This is a genomic window from Lysobacter daejeonensis GH1-9 (assembly GCF_000768355.1).
Lineage (GTDB): Bacteria > Pseudomonadota > Gammaproteobacteria > Xanthomonadales > Xanthomonadaceae > Aerolutibacter > Aerolutibacter daejeonensis.
Map to the genome: position 1 here is coordinate 18526 of NZ_AVPU01000011.1, position 18583 is coordinate 37108.

At 68.5% G+C, this 18583-nt stretch carries 14 protein-coding genes and 1 riboswitch; of the genes, 12 read left to right on the forward strand and 2 right to left on the reverse strand.

Annotated elements, in window-relative coordinates:
• Positions 1-283 precede the first annotated feature (283 nt).
• Positions 284-2869 carry an ATP-dependent chaperone ClpB gene (gene clpB, locus N800_RS07775; protein ID WP_036136730.1) on the forward strand — a complete coding sequence of 862 codons (2586 nt, stop codon included), beginning with the start codon at positions 284-286 and terminating at the stop codon, positions 2867-2869.
• A 249-nt stretch (positions 2870-3118) separates the two neighbouring features.
• On the opposite strand, the gene N800_RS07780 is transcribed toward clpB, so the two are convergent.
• On the reverse strand, positions 3119-5500 hold the full coding sequence (locus N800_RS07780) for a TonB-dependent receptor plug domain-containing protein (RefSeq protein WP_036136731.1): 2382 nt from the start codon (positions 5498-5500) through the stop codon (positions 3119-3121).
• Positions 5501-5637: 137 nt separating this feature from the next.
• A riboswitch (cobalamin riboswitch) is annotated at positions 5638-5883 on the forward strand.
• Positions 5884-6000: 117 nt separating this feature from the next.
• Between N800_RS07780 and btuB the strand changes: the two genes are divergently transcribed.
• From btuB to N800_RS07835, 11 genes are read left to right on the forward strand one after another with little or no spacing between them, the layout of a single operon-like run.
• Positions 6001-7863, forward strand: coding sequence for a TonB-dependent vitamin B12 receptor (gene btuB, locus N800_RS07785; protein WP_036136831.1), 1863 nt, complete (start codon positions 6001-6003; stop codon positions 7861-7863).
• A 31-nt stretch (positions 7864-7894) separates the two neighbouring features.
• The gene (locus N800_RS07790; RefSeq protein ID WP_036136732.1) at positions 7895-8476 is read left to right on the forward strand and encodes a hypothetical protein; all 582 of its coding nucleotides are present in this window, start codon (positions 7895-7897) and stop codon (positions 8474-8476) included.
• Positions 8477-8490: 14 nt separating this feature from the next.
• On the forward strand, positions 8491-9105 hold the full coding sequence (cobO, locus tag N800_RS07795) for a cob(I)yrinic acid a,c-diamide adenosyltransferase (RefSeq protein WP_036136832.1): 615 nt from the start codon (positions 8491-8493) through the stop codon (positions 9103-9105).
• Positions 9106-9109: 4 nt separating this feature from the next.
• On the forward strand, positions 9110-10429 hold the full coding sequence (locus N800_RS07800) for a cobyrinic acid a,c-diamide synthase CobB (RefSeq protein ID WP_036136733.1): 1320 nt from the start codon (positions 9110-9112) through the stop codon (positions 10427-10429).
• Entirely contained in the window at positions 10426-11361 is a 936-nt protein-coding gene (gene cbiB, locus N800_RS07805; RefSeq protein ID WP_036136735.1) for an adenosylcobinamide-phosphate synthase CbiB, read from the forward strand. Before N800_RS07800 ends, cbiB begins: the two co-directional genes overlap by 4 nt.
• The gene (gene cobD / locus N800_RS07810) at positions 11354-12337 is read left to right on the forward strand and encodes a threonine-phosphate decarboxylase CobD (RefSeq protein WP_036136737.1); all 984 of its coding nucleotides are present in this window, start codon (positions 11354-11356) and stop codon (positions 12335-12337) included. Before cbiB ends, cobD begins: the two co-directional genes overlap by 8 nt.
• Positions 12334-13851, forward strand: coding sequence for a cobyric acid synthase (locus tag N800_RS07815; protein ID WP_036136833.1), 1518 nt, complete (start codon positions 12334-12336; stop codon positions 13849-13851). Before cobD ends, N800_RS07815 begins: the two co-directional genes overlap by 4 nt.
• Positions 13839-14360 (forward strand): bifunctional adenosylcobinamide kinase/adenosylcobinamide-phosphate guanylyltransferase, encoded by a 522-nt coding sequence (gene cobU, locus N800_RS07820; protein WP_036136739.1) that lies wholly within the window; start codon positions 13839-13841, stop codon positions 14358-14360. Before N800_RS07815 ends, cobU begins: the two co-directional genes overlap by 13 nt.
• A complete protein-coding gene (gene cobT, locus N800_RS07825; RefSeq protein ID WP_036136741.1) occupies positions 14357-15421 on the forward strand; it encodes a nicotinate-nucleotide--dimethylbenzimidazole phosphoribosyltransferase in 1065 nt (354 codons plus the stop codon). Before cobU ends, cobT begins: the two co-directional genes overlap by 4 nt.
• The gene (locus tag N800_RS07830) at positions 15418-16023 is read left to right on the forward strand and encodes a histidine phosphatase family protein (RefSeq protein ID WP_036136743.1); all 606 of its coding nucleotides are present in this window, start codon (positions 15418-15420) and stop codon (positions 16021-16023) included. Before cobT ends, N800_RS07830 begins: the two co-directional genes overlap by 4 nt.
• Positions 16017-16748, forward strand: a complete 732-nt coding sequence (locus N800_RS07835; protein ID WP_036136745.1) for an adenosylcobinamide-GDP ribazoletransferase — start codon at positions 16017-16019, stop codon at positions 16746-16748. The genes N800_RS07830 and N800_RS07835 overlap by 7 nt, the downstream gene beginning before the upstream one ends.
• Before the next feature lie 21 nt (positions 16749-16769).
• On the opposite strand, the gene ybaL is transcribed toward N800_RS07835, so the two are convergent.
• Positions 16770-18473, reverse strand: a complete 1704-nt coding sequence (ybaL, locus tag N800_RS07840; RefSeq protein WP_036136747.1) for a YbaL family putative K(+) efflux transporter — start codon at positions 18471-18473, stop codon at positions 16770-16772.
• Positions 18474-18583: the final 110 nt, after the last annotated feature.

An 18583-nucleotide genomic window follows, 5' to 3' on the forward strand; every position in this document is an offset into this window, starting at 1 on the left:
CGGCCGCGACTCGGCACAGGATGTACCGACGGAGCGGAGGAGCAATGCCCAGCCACTCCGCCGTCCCCCAACCGGAGCCGTCGCCCCCGTCCAACCCTGGCCGACGCTCCTGGTGGAGTCAGCTAAGCAACATGCGTCCGATTTGAGCCCGATCAAGTCCCCACGCCGCCAACCCTCGACACTCCCTGAACAAGCCTTGAAACACGCTTGATTCCCGCGGCCGCCAGCCGCATCTGCAAAGCATCGCGGCCCGCTGGCCGCCCATGACTTCGAGGGGAAACCCATGCGGATGGACAAGCTCACCTCGCGCTTCCAACAGGCGATTGCCGACGCGCAGTCGCTGGCCGTGGGGCGCGACCACAACTTCATCGAACCGGTGCACCTGCTGGCTGCGCTGCTGGACCAGCAGGGTGGCAGCACCCGCCCGCTGCTGGCGCAGGCCGGCGTCAACGTGCCGCTGCTGCGCGAGCGCTTGGGCGAAGCACTGGAGAAGCTGCCCAAGGTCACCGGCCAGGCCGGCAATGTGCAGGTTGGCAACGACCTCGGCCGCCTGCTCAACGTGACCGACAAGCTGGCGCAGCAGCGCGGCGATGCGTTCATCGCCAGCGAGCTGTTCGTGCTGGCGGCGCTGGAGGACAGCGGCGATCTGGGCAAGGCGCTCAAGGCCACCGGTGCAAACAAACAGAAACTGGAAGCGGCCATCGACAAGATCCGCGGAGGCGAGAGCGTGCAATCCGAGAATGCCGAAGACCAGCGCCAGGCGCTGGAGAAATACTGTATCGATCTGACCGCACGTGCCGAAAGCGGCAAGCTGGACCCGGTCGTAGGGCGCGATGAAGAGATCCGCCGGACCGTACAGGTGCTGCAGCGCCGGACCAAGAACAACCCGGTGCTGATCGGTGAGCCCGGCGTGGGCAAGACCGCCATTGTCGAAGGCCTGGCCCAGCGCATCATCAACGGCGAAGTGCCCGAAGGCCTGCGTGGCAAGCGCGTGCTGAGCCTGGACATGGGCGCGCTGATCGCCGGCGCCAAGTTCCGCGGTGAGTTCGAGGAGCGGCTCAAGGCGGTGCTCAATGACCTGGCCAAGAACGAGGGCCAGGTGATCCTGTTCATCGACGAGCTGCACACCATGGTCGGTGCGGGCAAGGCCGAGGGCAGCATGGACGCCGGCAACATGCTCAAGCCGGCGCTGGCCCGTGGTGAGCTGCACTGCATCGGTGCGACCACGCTGGATGAGTACCGCAAGTACGTCGAGAAGGACGCTGCACTGGAGCGCCGCTTCCAGAAGGTGTTCGTTGGCGAGCCAAGCGTGGAGGACACGATCGCCATCCTGCGCGGGCTGAAGGAGAAGTACGCCGTGCACCACGGCGTGGAGATCACCGACCCGGCGATCGTCGCCGCGGCCACGCTGTCGCACCGCTACATCGCCGACCGCCAGCTGCCGGACAAGGCCATCGACCTGATGGACGAGGCGGCCAGCCGCATCCGCATGGAGATCGACTCCAAGCCGGAGGAACTGGACCGGAAGGAACGCCGGCTGATCCAGCTTAAGATCCAGCGCGAGGCGCTGAAGAAGGAGAAGGACGAGGCGAGCAAGCAGCGGCTGGCCGACCTGGAGAGCGAGATCGGCACGCTGGAACGCGAGTTCAACGATCTGGAGGAAGTGTGGAAGGCCGAGAAGGCCACCTTGCAGGGCGCCACGAAGATCAAGGAACAGATCGAGGCAGCCAAGCTGGAGTTGGAGGCCGCCCAGCGCAAGCAGGACTTCGCCCGTATGAGCGAGATTCAGTACGGCACGCTGCCGACGCTGGAAAAGCAGTTGCACGCCGCGCAGGAGGCCGAGACCAAGGGCTTCACCCTGCTGCAGGACAAGGTCACCGCCGAGGAGATTGCGGAAGTCGTCAGCCGCTGGACCGGCATCCCGGTCAGCAAGATGCTGGAGGGCGAGCGCGAGAAGCTGCTGAAGATGGAGGACGTGCTGCACGGCCGCGTGGTCGGGCAGGAAGAGGCCATCAAGGTGGTGTCCGATGCGGTGCGCCGCTCGCGCGCCGGCCTCAGCGATCCCAACCGGCCGTCCGGTTCGTTCCTGTTCCTTGGTCCGACCGGCGTGGGCAAGACCGAGTTGTGCAAGGCATTGGCCGAGTTCCTGTTCGACAGCAGCGACGCCATGGTCCGCATCGACATGAGCGAGTTCATGGAGAAGCACGCGGTCAGCCGACTGGTCGGCGCGCCCCCGGGCTACGTTGGCTATGAGGAAGGTGGCTACCTGACCGAGGCCGTGCGTCGTCGCCCGTACAGCGTGATCCTGCTGGACGAGGTGGAGAAGGCGCACCCGGACGTGTTCAACATCCTGCTGCAGGTGCTGGACGACGGCCGCCTGACCGACGGCCAGGGCCGCACGGTGGACTTCCGCAACACCGTCATCGTCATGACCAGCAACCTGGGCAGCCAGATGATCCAAGACATGGCCACCGACGACACGCCGGAGGGCTACACCCAGATGAAGGCGGCAGTGATGGGGGTGGTGCAGAGCCACTTCCGCCCGGAGTTCATCAACCGCCTGGACGACATCGTGGTGTTCCACCCGCTGGACAAGGCGCAGATCCGCGAGATCGCCAAGATCCAGCTCAAGGGCCTGGAGAAGCGGTTGGCCGAGCGTGGATTGAAGCTGTCGTTGTCGGACAGCGCGCTCAACCTGCTGGGCAATGTCGGCTTCGACCCGGTGTATGGCGCGCGGCCGCTGAAGCGGGCGATTCAACAGCAGCTGGAGAATCCCTTGGCACAGCGCATCCTCTCCGGCGAGTTCGTCAGTGGCGACACGGTGCAGGTCGAGGCCGATGGCGGGGCGCTGGTGTTCCGCAAGGGCTGAGGCGGAGAGTGGGTGTGGTCGGCGCACCATGCCCTGGTGTGTCGGCGCGCCGCCTTGAGCCGCCATGCACCGCGGATGCATGCCGCGCGAGCACCGTTTTGCGCTGCCCGACCTGATTGCGCCCATGAAGAACGGCCCGGGAACTCCCGGGCCGTTTTCGTTTCGTACGCGCGCCCCGGCGCCCGGCGCCATGCCTGGCACGCCGGGCGGGAAGCGCGATGTGCCGTTACATCACGCCCCCGATGCCGCTCACCACGTGTACGTCATACGCCCGTACACGAACGCGCCGTTGAAGCCGAACGGCGACAGGTTGCTGTACGGGAACTGCCCGTTGGTCGAATTGGCGAAGCTGTTCTCGTCCGGATACTCGTTCAGCAGGTTGTCCGCGCCCAGCGTGAATGCCCAGCGGTCCAGCTTGTAGGTGGCAGAGGCATCCAGCAGCCACTTCGCGTCGAAGGTCTGGTCGTTGGCCGGGTTGGACGGGCGCGTGGTCACGCTGCCGTAGCGGGTCGCGCCCACGTTGAAGCCCCAACTGGCGAAATCCCACGTGGCCGAGGCGAGGAACTTGCTGCGCGGGAAGCCCTCCTCGATGCGGCCGCGCTCGGTGCGGTCGATGCGCTCCAGGCTGAGGCCGTTGGCCGACAGCTCCGGCGGATTGGGGGCGACTCGGGTGATCTCGGTCTTGGAGTAGTTGTAGCCGCTGGTCAGGTCCAGGCTGCCGCCATCCAGCGCGAAGCGGTAACTGCCGACCACGTCCACGCCGCGGCTGCGTGTATCGACGGCATTGGTGAAGTAGCGGCCGCCGTTGACACCAAAGATGCCTTGCGACTCCAGCAGCGTACGCACCGCCGTGCCGGTGAGGTTGGACGACAGCACGATGCGATCATCCACGTCGATCTGGTACGCATCGATGGTCACGTACAGTGCGTCCACCGGTTGCAGCACCAGGCCCAGGCTGTAGGAAAGCGATTCCTCTGGCTTCAGCGGCTCTGCACCGAACGCTTGGGCCACTGCGCTGCTGGCCGGGAAAGTGCGGATCTCGAACGGATCGGGGAAGCCGGCCAGGAACACCGTGCTTACCGTCTGGAAGTGCTGCTGGGCCAGCGACGGCGCGCGGAATCCGCTGGACACCGTGCCGCGCAGCGCGACCGCATCGCTGAAGGCATAGCGTGCAGACAGCTTGCCCGAGGTCTGGTTGCCGAAGTCGTCGAAATCCTCGAAGCGCACCGCGGCGCCGGCGGAGAAGCGGTCGGTGAGGTCGGCCTCCAGGTCCAGGTAGGCGGCCCAACTGTCGCGGTCGTACTGGCCCGACACGCTGGGCGCGAAGCCGCCGAAGCCCTGCGCGCCGCCTGGCTTGGTCAGGTCGACCTGGGCGTAGGAGCCGAACTCGCCCGGCGACTGGTTCCACTTCTCGTTACGCAGTTCCGCGCCAAATGCCAGCGTCACCGGATAGGCCAGGCCCCAGTCCAGCGCCTTGCTGAAATCGGCGTTGAGGATGTTCTGGGTGGTTTCCAGCGCGCCATCGTAGAACGAAGTCGGCGACGTCGGGCCGAGGCTGGCGTTGAGCGTGTTGCGGGTGAAGAACTCGAGGTTGTTGTAGCCGTGGTTGAAGCTGACGTCCCACTTGAAGTCGTTCGCGGTCACGCCGCGCACGCCGGCGACGATGGAGCGGTCGCGCGAGACGTTGTTGATCTCCGGCAGGAAGCCGTCCGGGTAGATCGACAGGATGTTCTGCGTCGGGTTGTTGGGCGCGCGGAAGAACGCGAACGAGGTGATGTCGCGGTTGCTGATGGCGCTGAAGGCGTAGGCCGTCACCGCATCGGTGATGTCGAACTCGGCGTTGACCGACACCGCGCCGAAATCCACCTCCGGATCGCCGATAACGAACGCCTTCTGCCCCAGTGTGGGCTGGGTCGGTCCCGGCGTGCCGGCGAACGGGCGGGCGCGGTTGGTACGGTCCTGCGTGCCGACCTGTGCGGCCACGTTGAGGAAGCCGCGCCCACCGAGGTCGAAGGTGTTGTCGCCGGCCAGCTGCGCCTGCTCGCCGTCGCCGGCCGAGTACTGGCCCACGGTGGCGCTGAGGCTGCCGCCCTGTTCGGCGCCCTTGAGCACCACGTTGATCACGCCGGCAATCGCATCCGAGCCGTACTGCGCCGAGGCGCCGTCACGCAGCACCTCCACGCGGGCGATGGCCGAGACCGGGATGGTGTTGAGGTCAACCGGCGCCGAGCCACGGCCGATGGTGCCGTTGAGGTTGAGCAGCGAGGACGTGTGGCGGCGCTTGCCGTTGACCAGCACCAGCACCTGGTCGGGTGACAGGCCGCGCAACTGCGCTGGGCGGATCGCGCTGGTGCCGTCGGTCAGGGCCGGACGCGGGAAGTTGAGCGACGGCAGGGCGCGGGCCAGTGCGGTGGCCAGTTCGGTGGTGCCGGTGGCGGTCAGCGCCTCTGGGGTAATGATGTCGATCGGCGACAGCGACTCGGCCACGGTGCGGTCGGAGACGCGGGTGCCGGTGACGATGACCTGGTCGAGGGTCTTGGCGTCGCTGTCGACGGTCGGCGCGGTCTGCGCAAAAACCGACGGGGCGGCAACGGCCAGCGCGATGGCGGCGGTAAGGGGCAGGCGGGTCATGGCGGTTCCGGGTGTGGGGTAAGGCAATGATTAACCGGAAGTTCACATATATTCAATATTCATCCGGATGAAGAGATATATCCTTTGGTCATATCCGGCTTGTCCGGGGGCATCAGGCCGGGGGGCGTCGGGGTGCTAGACTTTCGCTTGCCTGAGGTGACCGCCGGCCAAGCCGGTGGTTGAAACGGGAATCCGGTGCGCCCGCCGTCTGGTCGATGATCGTGGCAATTCCGGAGCTGCCCCCGCAACGGTAGGCGAGGTGACCCCAGGACGGGTCGGGACCGGCGAATGCCACTGTGCCAAGGCACGGGAAGGCGCCGTCCCCGGATGCATGAGCGCACCCACCCGCGAGCCCGGAGACCGGCCACTGGCTTGACCCGACATGCGGTGGGCGATGTCACGGGGGCCATGCATGCGCGTGGCGTCTGCGTCCTTTCTTGCCGCCTGTCCATTCCCATATGTTTTCCGCGCGGGCAGGCGCGGCCAAGGAGCAGTACCCGATGGTTTCCCGTAATTCCCAGTTCCGCCGCAACGTGCTGGCGGTATCGCTGACGTTTGCCGCCACCCTGACCGCCGCCCCGGCCTTCGCCGAAGGCCAGGCGACCGACCTGGACGGCGTGGTCGTCACCGCCACGCGCACTGCGCGCACCCAGGACGCCACGCTGGCCGCGGTCACCGTGATCGATCGCGAAGAGATCCAGCGCCTGCAGCCCGCGTCGCTGCAGGAACTGCTGCGCAAGGTGCCGGGCGCCTCCATCGCCAACAACGGTGGCGCTGGCAAGGAAAGCTCGATCTTCCTGCGCGGCACCGAATCCGACCACGTGCTGGTGCTGATCGATGGCCTCAAGGTGGGCTCCGCGACGTCCGGCAAGGCGGCGCTGCAGGACATCCCGGTCGAGCAGATCGAGCGCATCGAAGTGGTGCGCGGGCCGTTCTCCAGCCTGTATGGCTCGGAGGCCATCGGCGGCGTGATCCAGATCTTCACCCGTCGCCCGCAGGTGGCTTTCTCGCCCAGCTTCAGCGCCGGTGCCGGCAGCGAGTCCACCTACAAGGCCACGGCGGGCGTGGAAGGCCGCGGCAACAAGGGCTGGTATGCGCTCAACCTCGCGCATGACACCACCGACGGCTTCAATGCCTGCTACAGCCCCACCGGCTGCTTCGGCTACGACCCCGATCGTGACGGCTACACCAACAACTCCGTGTCGGCGCAGGGCGGCGTGACCCTGGGCGAGGCCTGGAACGTGGACCTGCGCGCGCTGCGCGCCGAGGGCGAGAACGAGTACGACGGCAGCAGCTACGCCGGCAACGAAGCCAAGACCGTGCAGCAGACCGGCGGTGCGCGCGTGCGCTACCGCGCCGGCGACCTTGCCACGCTGACGCTGAACATCGGCCAGAGCCAGGACAAGAGCCGTCAGTTCTACCACGGCGTCTACCACAGCCTGTTCCGGACCGACCGCGACCAGGGCGCGCTGCAGGCCGACTTCAACCTGACGGGCGGCACGTTGACCGCCGGGCTGGATTGGGTCCGTGACGACGTGGAGAGCGATACGACCTACGCGGTGACGGAGCGCATCACCCGCGCCGCGTTCGCGCAATGGCAGCAGGCGTTTGGCGCGCACTCGCTGCAGGCCAGCGTGCGCCGCGACGACAACAGCCAGTTCGGCGGCAAGACCACCGGCAGCGCGCTGTGGGGCTGGGACTTCACCGAGTCGCTGCGCCTGACCGCCAGCTACGGCACCGCGTTCAAGGCGCCCACGTTCAACGAGCTGTACTTCCCGTTCTACGGCAACCCCACGCTGACGCCGGAGACCTCGCGCAGTGTCGAGCTGGGGCTGCGTGGCGAACATGGTTGGGGTGAGTGGTCGGTCAATGCGTTCGAGACGCATGTCGACGACCTGATCGGCACCTACTGCACGCCGACCTGGGAGTGCTACGCCATCAATGTCGATGAAGCGCGGATCCAGGGCGTCGAGCTGACCGCGGGTACCGAACTGGCGGGCTGGGACCTGCAGGGCAGTGCTTCGTGGATCGATCCGCGCAACGAGTCGACGGGTCCGAACCAGGACAACATCCTGCCGCGCCGCGCGCGCGAGACCGCTCGCCTCGACGCGGACCGCCGCTTTGGTGATTTCAACGTGGGCGCCAGCGTCACCGCCGCCGGCGAGCGTTACGAGAACCTGGCCAACAGCCGTCGTCTGGGCGGCTATGCCACCACCGACCTGCGCGCCGGCTACGCGTTCAACCCGTCGTGGCGCCTGAACCTCAGCGTCAACAACGTGTTCGACAAGCAGTACGAGACCGCGGCGTTCTACAACCAGCCCGGCCGCACCTGGATGCTGACCCTGCGCTACGCGGCGCAGTAAGCCCGCCCTTCGTGACAAGGAGATCCACCCGATGAAGACCCTGAATCCCCGCAACACGGTCGTGATGGTCGCCATCCTGGCGGTGCTGATGTGCATAACCCGCTTCAGCCACTTCGGCACGGCGATCCACCTGCCCGATGCGTCGATGGCGGTGTTCTTCCTCGGCGGGCTGTACGTGCGCCGGCATCTGGCGTTCGTCGGCTTCGTGGCGCTGGCGGGCGTTCTCGACTTCGTGTCGGTGCGCTACGCCGGCACCAGCGATTTCTGCATCACCCCGGCGTACTCGTTCCTGCTGCCGGCGTATGCGGTGCTGTGGTACGCCGGCCGCCTGTACGCCGACCGGCTGCAGGCCACCGCCGGTTCGCTAGTCGTGGCCGCCGGCGTGGCGTTGGTGGCCAACACGTTGTCGTTCGTGATCTCCAACGGCGCGTTCTACTGGCTCGGCGGCCGTTACGCCGAGCCGCATTTCGCCGAATACGTGGCACGGCTGGCGCAATGGGCGCCGCTGTTCGTGCGCACGTCGATGGCGTATGTGGTGGTCGGGCTGGTGGCGCATCTGGTCGTGGCGCGGGCGTTGGGCCAGCGTGACGCCAGTCGTGTGGCCGGACGCTGACCGTGCGCAAGGATGTGCTGACGCCCGAAGAGCGCTACCGCGAGCGGGCGCAGCGCAAGAAGGAACTGGTGGACCGCCGGATCGCGCGGGCCACCACCGACCGCGGCGTGGTGGTGGTCAACACCGGCAACGGCAAGGGCAAGAGTTCGTCGGGCTTCGGCATGCTCGCGCGTTCGCTGGGGCATGGCTTCCGCTGCGGCGTGGTGCAGTTCATCAAGGGCAGCTTCAGCACCGGCGAGGACCTGTTCTTCCGCACGATGGGCGAAGCCTTCGCCGACCGTCTCGAGTACCACGTGATGGGCGAAGGCTTCACCTGGGAAACGCAGGACCGCGAACGCGACATCGCCGCGGCGCAGGCGGCCTGGGCCGTGGCGGCACGGATGCTGGCCGACGAGGACGTCGACTTCGTGCTGCTCGATGAGCTGAACATCGCGCTGGTCAAGGAGTACATCGGCGTGGAACAGGTGCTGGCGGCGCTGGCGGCCCGCCCGCCGCGCCAACACGTGGTGATCACCGGCCGTGGTGCGCCCGACGCGCTGGTTGAAGCTGCCGATACCGTGACCGAGATGCGCCTGGTCAAGCACGCGTTCAAGGCGGGCATCATGGCGCAGAAGGGCATTGAGCTCTAAGCGGATGAGCACACAGCACTGCCCCGCATTGCTGGTCTCCGCGCCCGCCTCGGGGCAGGGCAAGACCAGCGTGACCGCCGCCATGGCGCGCTGGCACGTGCGCCAGGGGCGACAGGTGCGGGTGTTCAAGGCCGGGCCGGATTTCCTCGACCCGATGGTGCTCGAGCGCGCCAGCGGAGCGCCGGTCTACCAACTCGACCTGTGGATGAACGGCGAGGCCGACGTGCGTGCGCGCCTGCATGCCGCCGCGTGTGAGGCCGACCTGATCCTGGTCGAAGGCGTGATGGGGCTGTTCGACGGCGCGCCGTCCAGTGCGGACCTGGCCGTCCAGCTTGGGTTGCCGGTGCTGGCCGTGATCGACGGCTCGGCCATGGCACAGACCTTCGGTGCGCTGGCGCTGGGCTTGGCGCGCTACCGCAGCGACGTGCACGTGCACGGTGTGGCCGCCAATCGTGTGGGCAGTGATTACCACGCCTCGCTGTTGGCGCAGAGCCTGCCGGATGGCCTGCAATGGCTGGGCGCGTTGCCGCGCGACCCAACGCTGGCACTGCCGGAGCGGCATCTGGGGCTGGTGCCTGCCGGCGAGATGGACAGCCTGGACGCGACGTTGGACGCCCTGGCCGATGCCTGGGCGCGTCACGCGAGCACGGCCCTGCCGCCGGCTGCGGCGTTCTCCAACGCGACCGGAGAATCGGCTCAATCCGGTCTGGAGGCAGGTCCGGGCAACGAGTCAATGGCCGGAGTGCGCGTTGCCATCGCCCGCGACGACGCTTTCTGCTTCCTGTATCCCGCCAACCTTGACGTGCTGCGCGCAGCCGCCGCGGAGTTGCGTTTTTTCTCGCCGCTGGCCGGCGATCCGTTGCCCGAGTGCGATGCGGTGTGGTTGCCGGGTGGCTACCCCGAGCTCCACCTGGGCGCACTGTCGGCGCGAACCGATCTGCACATGGCGCTGCGCACCCATCACGGTGCCGGCAAGCCCTTGCTGGCCGAATGCGGCGGTCTGCTATTCGCGCTGGAAGCGCTGGCTGATCGCGATGGCGTCACGCGCCGGATGGCCGGTCTGCTGCCGGGGCATGCCCGGCTGCAGCCGCGTCTGGCGGGCCTCGGCCTGCAGGAAGTGCTGCTGCCCGAGGGCGCGCTGCGCGGCCACACGTTCCATTACGCGATGGCCGACGTGGTCGCGCCGGCCATCGCCACGGCCACCAATCCCAACGGCGGTCCGAGCCGTGAAGCGGTGTTTCGCGACCGGCGCATGACCGCAAGCTTCGTGCACTTCTACTTTCCCTCCAATCCCATCGCCGCGCTGCGGCTGCTGCAGCCATGAGCGCCGCGCTGGTCGCTACGGCGGCACTGCTGGCGGACGCGGGCCTTGGCGAGCCGCAGCGGCTGCACCCGCTGGTGGGCTTCGGTCGGTGGGCGGGTGCGGTCGAGCGCGCGTTGCACGCGGATCGGCACATGGCGGGCGTGATTGCCTGGTGTGTAGCCGTGCTACCGGTGGTGTGTCTGGTCGGCTGGACGTTGCATGCGGTCAGTGCACGCTCACCGGGTCTGGCCTTGGCCATGTCGGCCGTTGTGCTGTACCTGGCCGTGGGCCATCGCAGTCTGTCGGACCACGCGCAGCCAATTGCATCCGCACTGGAGTCGCAGGATCTGCCGGCGGCGCGCACCGCGGTGGGGCGCGTGGTCAGTCGCGATACCGCGGCCCTGGATGCGACCCAAGTCGCGGGCGCCGCCACGGAATCGGTGCTGGAAAACGGTTGCGATGCGGTGTTCGGCGCCCTGTTCTGGTTCGTGCTGCTCGGCGCGCCGGGTGCGGTGCTGTATCGCCTGGCCAATACCCTCGATGCGATGTGGGGCTACCGCACGCCGCGCTACGCGCGATTCGGGTGGGCCGCCGCACGCATCGACGACGTGCTGAACTACGTGCCGGCCCGTCTGACGGCGGTTGCCTATGCCGTGTGTGGCGATGCGCGGCGAGCATGGCACTGCTGGAGAACCCAGGGACACACATGGAAGAGCCCGAACGCCGGCCCGGTGATGGCCGCCGGTGCGGGCGCGATCAGTGTCCGTCTGGGCGGAGCGGCGCCTTACCACGGCAACTGGTCGGAACGCCCGGTTCTGGGCGAAGGCGCGACGCCCGATGTGGCCTCCATCCGCGCCGCCCTGCGCCTCGTGCGACGAGGCGTGTTCGTGTGGCTGGCCGTGCTGTGGCTTGGCGCAGCGATACTCGCATGGATGGGGAGTGCGCATGCTTGAGCATGGCGGGCGCTTGCTGCGCGCGGCGCGACGGTACGGCATCCCGCTGTCCCGGTGGCTCGACCTGTCCACCGGCGTCAATCCGGACAGCTGGCCGGTACCGGCGATCCCACCGCGCGCCTGGCATCGGTTGCCGGAAGACGATGACGGGTTGGTTGAGGCCGCGTGCCGCTACTACGGCGCGCGCTACGTGCTGCCGGTGGCGGGATCGCAGGCGGCGATCCAGGCTTTGCCCCTGCTGCGGCCGCACTCGCGGGTGGGCGTTCTTGCCCCCGGCTACGCCGAACATGCTCATGCCTGGGCGCGAGCCGGGCACGCGGTCGAGCGCCTGCCCCCAAGTGAGCTCCTGGATCAGCAGGCGCGCTTCGACGTGATCGTCCTGATCCATCCGAACAATCCCGCTGGCGATACATTCGAGCGCGAGCGGCTGCTGTGCCTGCGCGACGCCCTTGCGATTCGTGGAGGCTGGCTCGTGGTGGATGAGGCGTTCATGGATGCGACTCCCGAGGCAAGCCTGTGTGCCGACACCGGAGATGAGGGTTTGATCGTGTTGCGTTCGGTCGGCAAGTTCTTCGGACTTGCAGGTGCGCGTGCCGGCTTCGTGTGCGCGTCGCCCGCACTTCTGCGGGCGCTGCGGGCGGCGCTGGGACCGTGGACGCTGGCCGGTCCGACCCGCCACGTGGTGCAACGGGCGTTTGCGGATGTCCAATGGCAGGCCGAGGCACGTGTACGGCTCAGTCAGCGCAGCGCACGTCTCGCCGCGATGCTCGGATCGCACGGGCTGACGCCCACTGCCGGCTCGGCCTTCTTCCAATGGTGCTGCGACCCGCGCGCCGCGCGACTGCATGAAGCGCTGGCAGCGAAGGGCATCCTCGTCCGGCTTTTCGACGAACCGGCCAGCCTGCGCTTTGGTCTGCCATGCGACGACGCGGATTTCAAGCGCTTGGGCCGCGGCCTTGCGGAGGTATGCGCATGAGCGCGCACGTGTTGATGGTGCAGGGCTGCACGTCCGATGCCGGCAAGAGCGCGCTGGTCACCGCCCTATGCCGCTGGGCGCGTCGCCGCGGCGCGCGCGTGGCGCCCTTCAAGCCGCAGAACATGGCGTTGAATTCGGCGGTGACCGTCGATGGCGGCGAGATCGGTCGCGCACAGGCAGTGCAGGCGCAGGCCTGCGGCGTGCCGCCCCACACCGACTTCAATCCGGTGCTGCTCAAGCCCAACACCGATACGGGCGCACAGGTGATCGTGCACGGGCACGCCGTGGGCAACATGGACGCGGTCGGTTACCACGACTACAAGCGCGTGGCGATGGAGGCAGTGTTGGCCTCGCACGCGCGGCTGGCCGCGGCGCACGACGTGTTGCTGGTGGAGGGCGCGGGCAGCCCGGCGGAAATCAACCTGCGCGACCGCGACATCGCCAACATGGGCTACGCCGAGGCCGTGGATTGTCCCGTGCTGCTGGTGGCGGACATCGATCGCGGCGGTGTGTTCGCGCATCTGGTCGGCACGCTTGCGTTGCTGTCCCCGAGCGAGCGAGCACGCGTGGTGGGCTTCGTCATCAACCGCTTCCGTGGCGATCTCGCGCTGCTGCAACCCGGCCTGGACTGGCTGGAGCGCGAGACGGGAAAGCCGGTGCTGGGCGTGCTGCCCTATCTGCATGGGCTGCATCTGGAAGCGGAAGATGCGCTCCCGCGAACCGCCGATGCGGCGGCCAATGGCATGCTGCGCGTGGTGGTGCCCGCGCTGCCTCGCATCAGCAACCACACCGACTTCGACGCGTTGCGCACCCATCCACAAGTGCACCTGCAATTCGTGGGCCCCGGACAGGTGCCGCCGCCGGCCGACCTGATCGTGCTGCCGGGATCCAAGTCCACACGCGCCGACCTGGCTTGGCTGCGTACCCACGGCTGGGAGGCCGCGATCGCCCGCCACCTGCGGTACGGCGGCAAGGTGCTCGGCATCTGCGGCGGATTCCAGATGCTGGGTCGCGCGGTGCACGACCTGCACGGGCTGGAAGGCCCCGCGGGCAGCAGCGTCGGCCTGGGGTGGCTGGACGTCGAAACCACGTTGGCACCGCACAAGCAGCTGCATACCGTGCAGGGCCGTCTCGCGCTGGGTGACACCGTGTCGCCTGACGACGTCCACGCTCCGACATCTGCCGCTGGCGTGCCGATCCGCGGCTACGAAATCCACTGCGGCGTGACCACCGGCGCCGGACTCGCCATGCCGTCCGTGCGCCTGGACGACGGTCGCATGGACGGTGCTTGTGCCGCCGACGGCCAGGTGGTGGGCACCTATCTGCATGGCTTGTTCGACGCGCCCGAGGCACTGTCGGCATGGCTGCGCTGGGCGGGGTTGCACGACGCTGCGCCATTGGACCTGCCGGTCCTGCGCGACGCCAGCATCGACCGCCTGGCCGACGCCGTGGAGCAACACCTCGATACCCACCGACTCGCCACGCTCATGGGACTTCACGCATGCACACCCTGATCCTTGGCGGCGCCCGCTCCGGCAAGAGCGCGCTGGCCGAACGTCTGGCGACGGCCTCCGGACGTGAGGTCACCTACATCGCCACCTCGCAGCCCGGCGATGCCGAAATGGCGGCCCGCATCGCCCACCACCGGGCACGCCGCCCGGCGGAGTGGGGGTGCGTGGAGGAGCCGCTGGCCCTGGCGTCCACCCTGCGCCTGCACGCGCGTGACGACCGGGTGCTGCTCGTCGATTGCCTCACCCTGTGGCTCAGCAACCTGCTTGGCGACGTCGATCCCACCCGCTTCATCGCCGAGCGCGATGCGTTGTTGGCCACCTTGCCCACGCTGCCTGGTGAGGTGCTGTTCGTCAGCAACGAAGTCGGCCTGGGCATCGTGCCGATGGGCGAGCTGACCCGGCGTTTCGTCGACGAGGCCGGTCGCCTGCACCAGTCGCTCGCCGCGCAGTGCGATCGCGTGCTGTTTGTCGCGGCAGGCCTGCCGCTCACCCTGAAGGGAGCTCCCGCATGACCTTGCACTGGCCGGAGGCCGCCTGCGCGGCACCCGATTCCAACTTCGCCGAGGCGGCCCGCGCGCGCCAGGGCATGCTGACCAAGCCGCCGGGTTCGCTCGGTGGGTTGGAGGCTGCCGCCATCCAGCTGGCGGAGTTGCAGCACAGCGCGGAGCCCGCGGTGGATCGGGTGTGGATCAGCGTGTTCGCCGGCGACCATGGCGTCGCGGCCGAAGGCGTGTCCGCATTCCCGCAGGCGGTGACCGGGGAGATGGTGCGCAATTTCGCCACGGGCGGCGCGGCGATCAGCGTGCTGGCACGCGAGTTGGGGGCCACGCTCGACGTGGTCAACCTCGGCACGGTCAACGACCCGGGCGACATCCCCGGCGTAACGCGCCGCATCATCGCGCCGTGCACGGCCAACCTGTGCGAAGCGCCGGCGATGACGCCCGAGCAACTGGACGTTGCGTTGGCGGCCGGCGCGGCCAGCGTCGCGCAGGCCCGCGCGGCAGGCGCGCAGTTGTTCATCGGCGGCGAAATGGGCATCGCCAACACCACGGCTGCGACCGCGCTGGCATGCGCGCTGCTGCGCGTCGCGCCAATCGAGTTGGCAGGTGCAGGCACTGGCTTGGACGACGCAGGCATCGCGCGCAAGGTGGCGGTGGTCGAGCGGGCGCTGGCACTTCACCGCGACGTGGGCGCCATGGATGACCCGGCGGCCTCGCGCGAGTACCTGCGCCGCCTTGGCGGCTTCGAGATCGCGGCGCTCACCGGTGCCTTTGTCGCCGCGGCGCAGGCGGGCTTGCCCGTGTTGGTCGACGGGTTCATCACCACCGCCGCCGCTCTGGCGGCAGTGCGTATCAACCCGGGTGCGCGCGCGTGGCTGCTGTTCGGCCACCGCTCGCACGAGCGTGGTCACGGCCGCCTGCTCGAGGCGCTGGACGCCCAACCCCTGCTGCACCTTGGCCTGCGTCTTGGCGAAGCCAGCGGCGCCGCCACCGCGGTGCCGGTGCTGCGCGTGGCATGCGCCCTGCACAACCGCATGGCCACCTTCGCGCAGGCCGGGGTCTCCACCGCATGAGCGGCTTCGCATTCGACCTGCTGCGCCATGGCGACACCGGACAGCGCAGTTACCGCGGCCAACTCGACGATCCGCTCACCGACGAAGGCTGGGGCCAACTGCGTGCGGCCGTCGCCGGGCAGCGCTGGGATCGCATCGTGTCCTCGTCGCTGTCGCGTTGCGCCACGTTCGCCGCGGAACTGGCGGACGCGCATGGCGTGCCGTTGCAGCTGGACGCACGCCTGGCCGAGTACCACTTTGGCCACTGGCAAGGCGTGCCGATTGAAACCCTGGCCGAGGAACAGGGTGATGCGCTGGGCCGTTTCTGGGCCGATCCCGTGGCGTATCCCCCGCCGGGCGCGGAGTCCTTCCACGCGTTCGCGCTGCGGTTGTCGCAGGTGCTGGATGCGGCGCAGGGGCGTGCCGATGAACGCGTGCTGGTGGTGACACACGGAGGCGCGATCCGCCTGCTGCGCTGTCTGGTGGAGGGCCGCAGTTACGGCGACATGGCGGGCATCGACGTGCCGCACGCCTCGCTTCATCGCCTGCCGTGGCCGCCCGCGGTCCGGGTGCTGCCTCCCCGCCCAACCTTGGCGCGCACCGAGGCGGTCACTCCATGGTGAAACCGCTGCTGGTCGCCCTCGGTTTCCTGACCCGGCTGCCGGTACCGTCGGGTGTGTTTGACGATGCCCGTGCGCAGGCCCGTTCACTGGCCTGCTATCCGCTGGTGGGCGCGATCCTCGGTGGCCTGCTGGTCGGCTTGGCGAGCCTGTTGCACGGGGTGCCGCCATTGCTGGTCGCCGCGTTGTTGCTGACGTGGTGGGTGGCCAGCACCGGCGCCCTGCATCTGGATGGCCTGGCGGACAGCGCCGATGCGTGGGTCGGTGGCCTCGGCGACCGCGAACGCACGCTCTCCATCATGAAGGATCCACGCAGCGGACCGATGGCGGTTGCCGCGGTCGTGCTGCTGTTGCTGCTCAAGTTCGCGGCGCTGGCCAGCCTGCCGGCCAGTGCCTGGGGCGGCCTGCTGCTTGCGCCGTTGCTGGGGCGGGCCGCGCTGACCCTGGCGTTTCTGACCACACCCTACGCCCGCGCCCAAGGGCTGGGCACTGGCCTGCGCGCCGCGCCGCGCGCGCTCAGCGCGGCCGCGGTGCTGCTGGCGGCGGGCGTCGCCATCGCGTTTGGCCAGGCCGGCTTGGTGGCCCTGGTGGCTGCCATCGTGGTGTTCCTGCTATGGCGCCGCGCCTGCATGCAGCGGCTGGGCGGGTTCACCGGTGACACGGCCGGGGCGCTGGCCGAATGCGTGGAAGCTGCGGTGCTGGTCGCCTGGGTGGCCAGCGTCGGTTGACCCGCGTGGCTGCCCCGGCCGTCAGGCCACGGCGGGTGGCAGGTGATGGCTGCCGCGGTAGGGCGGGGTGGCCATCACCATCTCCGCCAGGCTGTGTGCCAACTCGCGCTCCGCAATCACTGCACCGTCGGCGCCGCGTTCCAGCAGGTGCTTCACCTCGCCATCGCTATGCGCGCGCGCCACGACGGTCAGCGCCGGGTTGATCGCGCGCAATCTCGCGATGATCTCGCCCGCCTCCAGCACGTTGGGGATGGCCAGCATCACCGTCGTCGCACGCTCGGGCGCTGCTTCGCGCAACACCTGTTCGTTGACGGCATTGCCGCGGATGGCGGGAACGCCGTTGGCGCGCGCCCGTGCGATCAGGTCCTCGTCGGTGTCAATCACCACCACCGGCACGTTGCGGTCGGTCAGCAGGCGGCCCAGCTCGCTGCCCACCCGGCCGTAGCCGATGGAGATCACGTGGCCGGACAGGTCTTCCGGAACGCCCGGCGCGAGACGGTCGGCGCTGGCGCTGGCGGCAGCCGCCTCGCGGCTGGCCTGCAGCGCCTCGCGTGCGCGACGCCGATCCAGCCACGCAAAGATCAGCGGATTGGTGATGATCGACAACAGTGCACCGGCCAGCACCAGGTCATGGCCTTCGCGCGGCAGGATCTCCAGTTGCATGCCCAGCGCGGCGAGGATGAACGAGAACTCGCCGATCTGCGCCAGGCTGGCCGAGATCAGCAGCGCGGTCGAATGGTCCTTGCCGAAGGCTCGCACCAGCATGTAGGCGGCGGCCGACTTGCCGAACACGATGATCGCCCACACCGCCAGTACCTGCAGCGGCTGCTCGACCAGGATGGACGGATCGAACAGCATGCCCACCGAGACGAAGAACAGCACCGCGAAAGCATCGCGCAGCGGCAGGGTCTCGGTGGCCGCCTGGTGACTGAACTCCGATTCGTTCAGCAGCATGCCGGCGAAGAACGCGCCCAACGCGAACGACACCCCGAACAACTCCGCCGAACCGAACGCCACGCCCAGCGCGATGGCCAGCACGCACAGCGTGAACAGCTCACGCGAGCCGGTGCCCGCCACGCGCTCCAGCACCCAGGGGATCACCCGACGGCCCACCAGCAGGATCACCAGCAGGAACGCGCCGACTTTGAAGGTCGTGGTGAAGATCGCCTTCCACACCGACACCGGATCGGCCTGCTCTCCCGTCAGCAGGCCCGACAACGCGGGCAGCAGCACCAATGCCAGCACGCAGGCCAGGTCTTCGACGATCAACCAGCCAATCGCGATCTTGCCCTTGCCGGTGTCCAGCAGGCGGCGCTCTTCCAGCGCGCGCAGCAACACCACGGTGCTGGCGCACGACAACGAGATGCCGAACACGATGCCGGCCCCGTGCGACCATCCCAGCATCCGCGCCATCGCCCAGCCCAGCGTCGTGGCCACCGCGATCTGCGCCACCGCGCCGGGCAGGGCGATCGCCTTGACTGACAACAGGTCTCGCAGCGAGAAGTGCAGGCCCACGCCAAACATCAGCAGGATCACGCCGATCTCGGCCAACTGCGGCGCCAACGTCTGGTCGCCAACGAACCCCGGGGTGAACGGCCCCGCCACGATGCCCGCTATCAGGTAGCCCACCAGCGGCGACAGGCGGAGCCGTTGCGCGAGGGTGCCAAAAATGAACGCCAGCACGAAGCCGGCCACGAGGATCGCAATCAGGGACGTATGGTGCATCGGCTCTCCCAAGGCCTGGAAACAAGGGTATAGGGGCCAATCCCCGCCTCCACAACCCGGACACGGGGCAAGGGGCCCGATCCGGCAAGGTCACGCGCGCGGCCCGGACG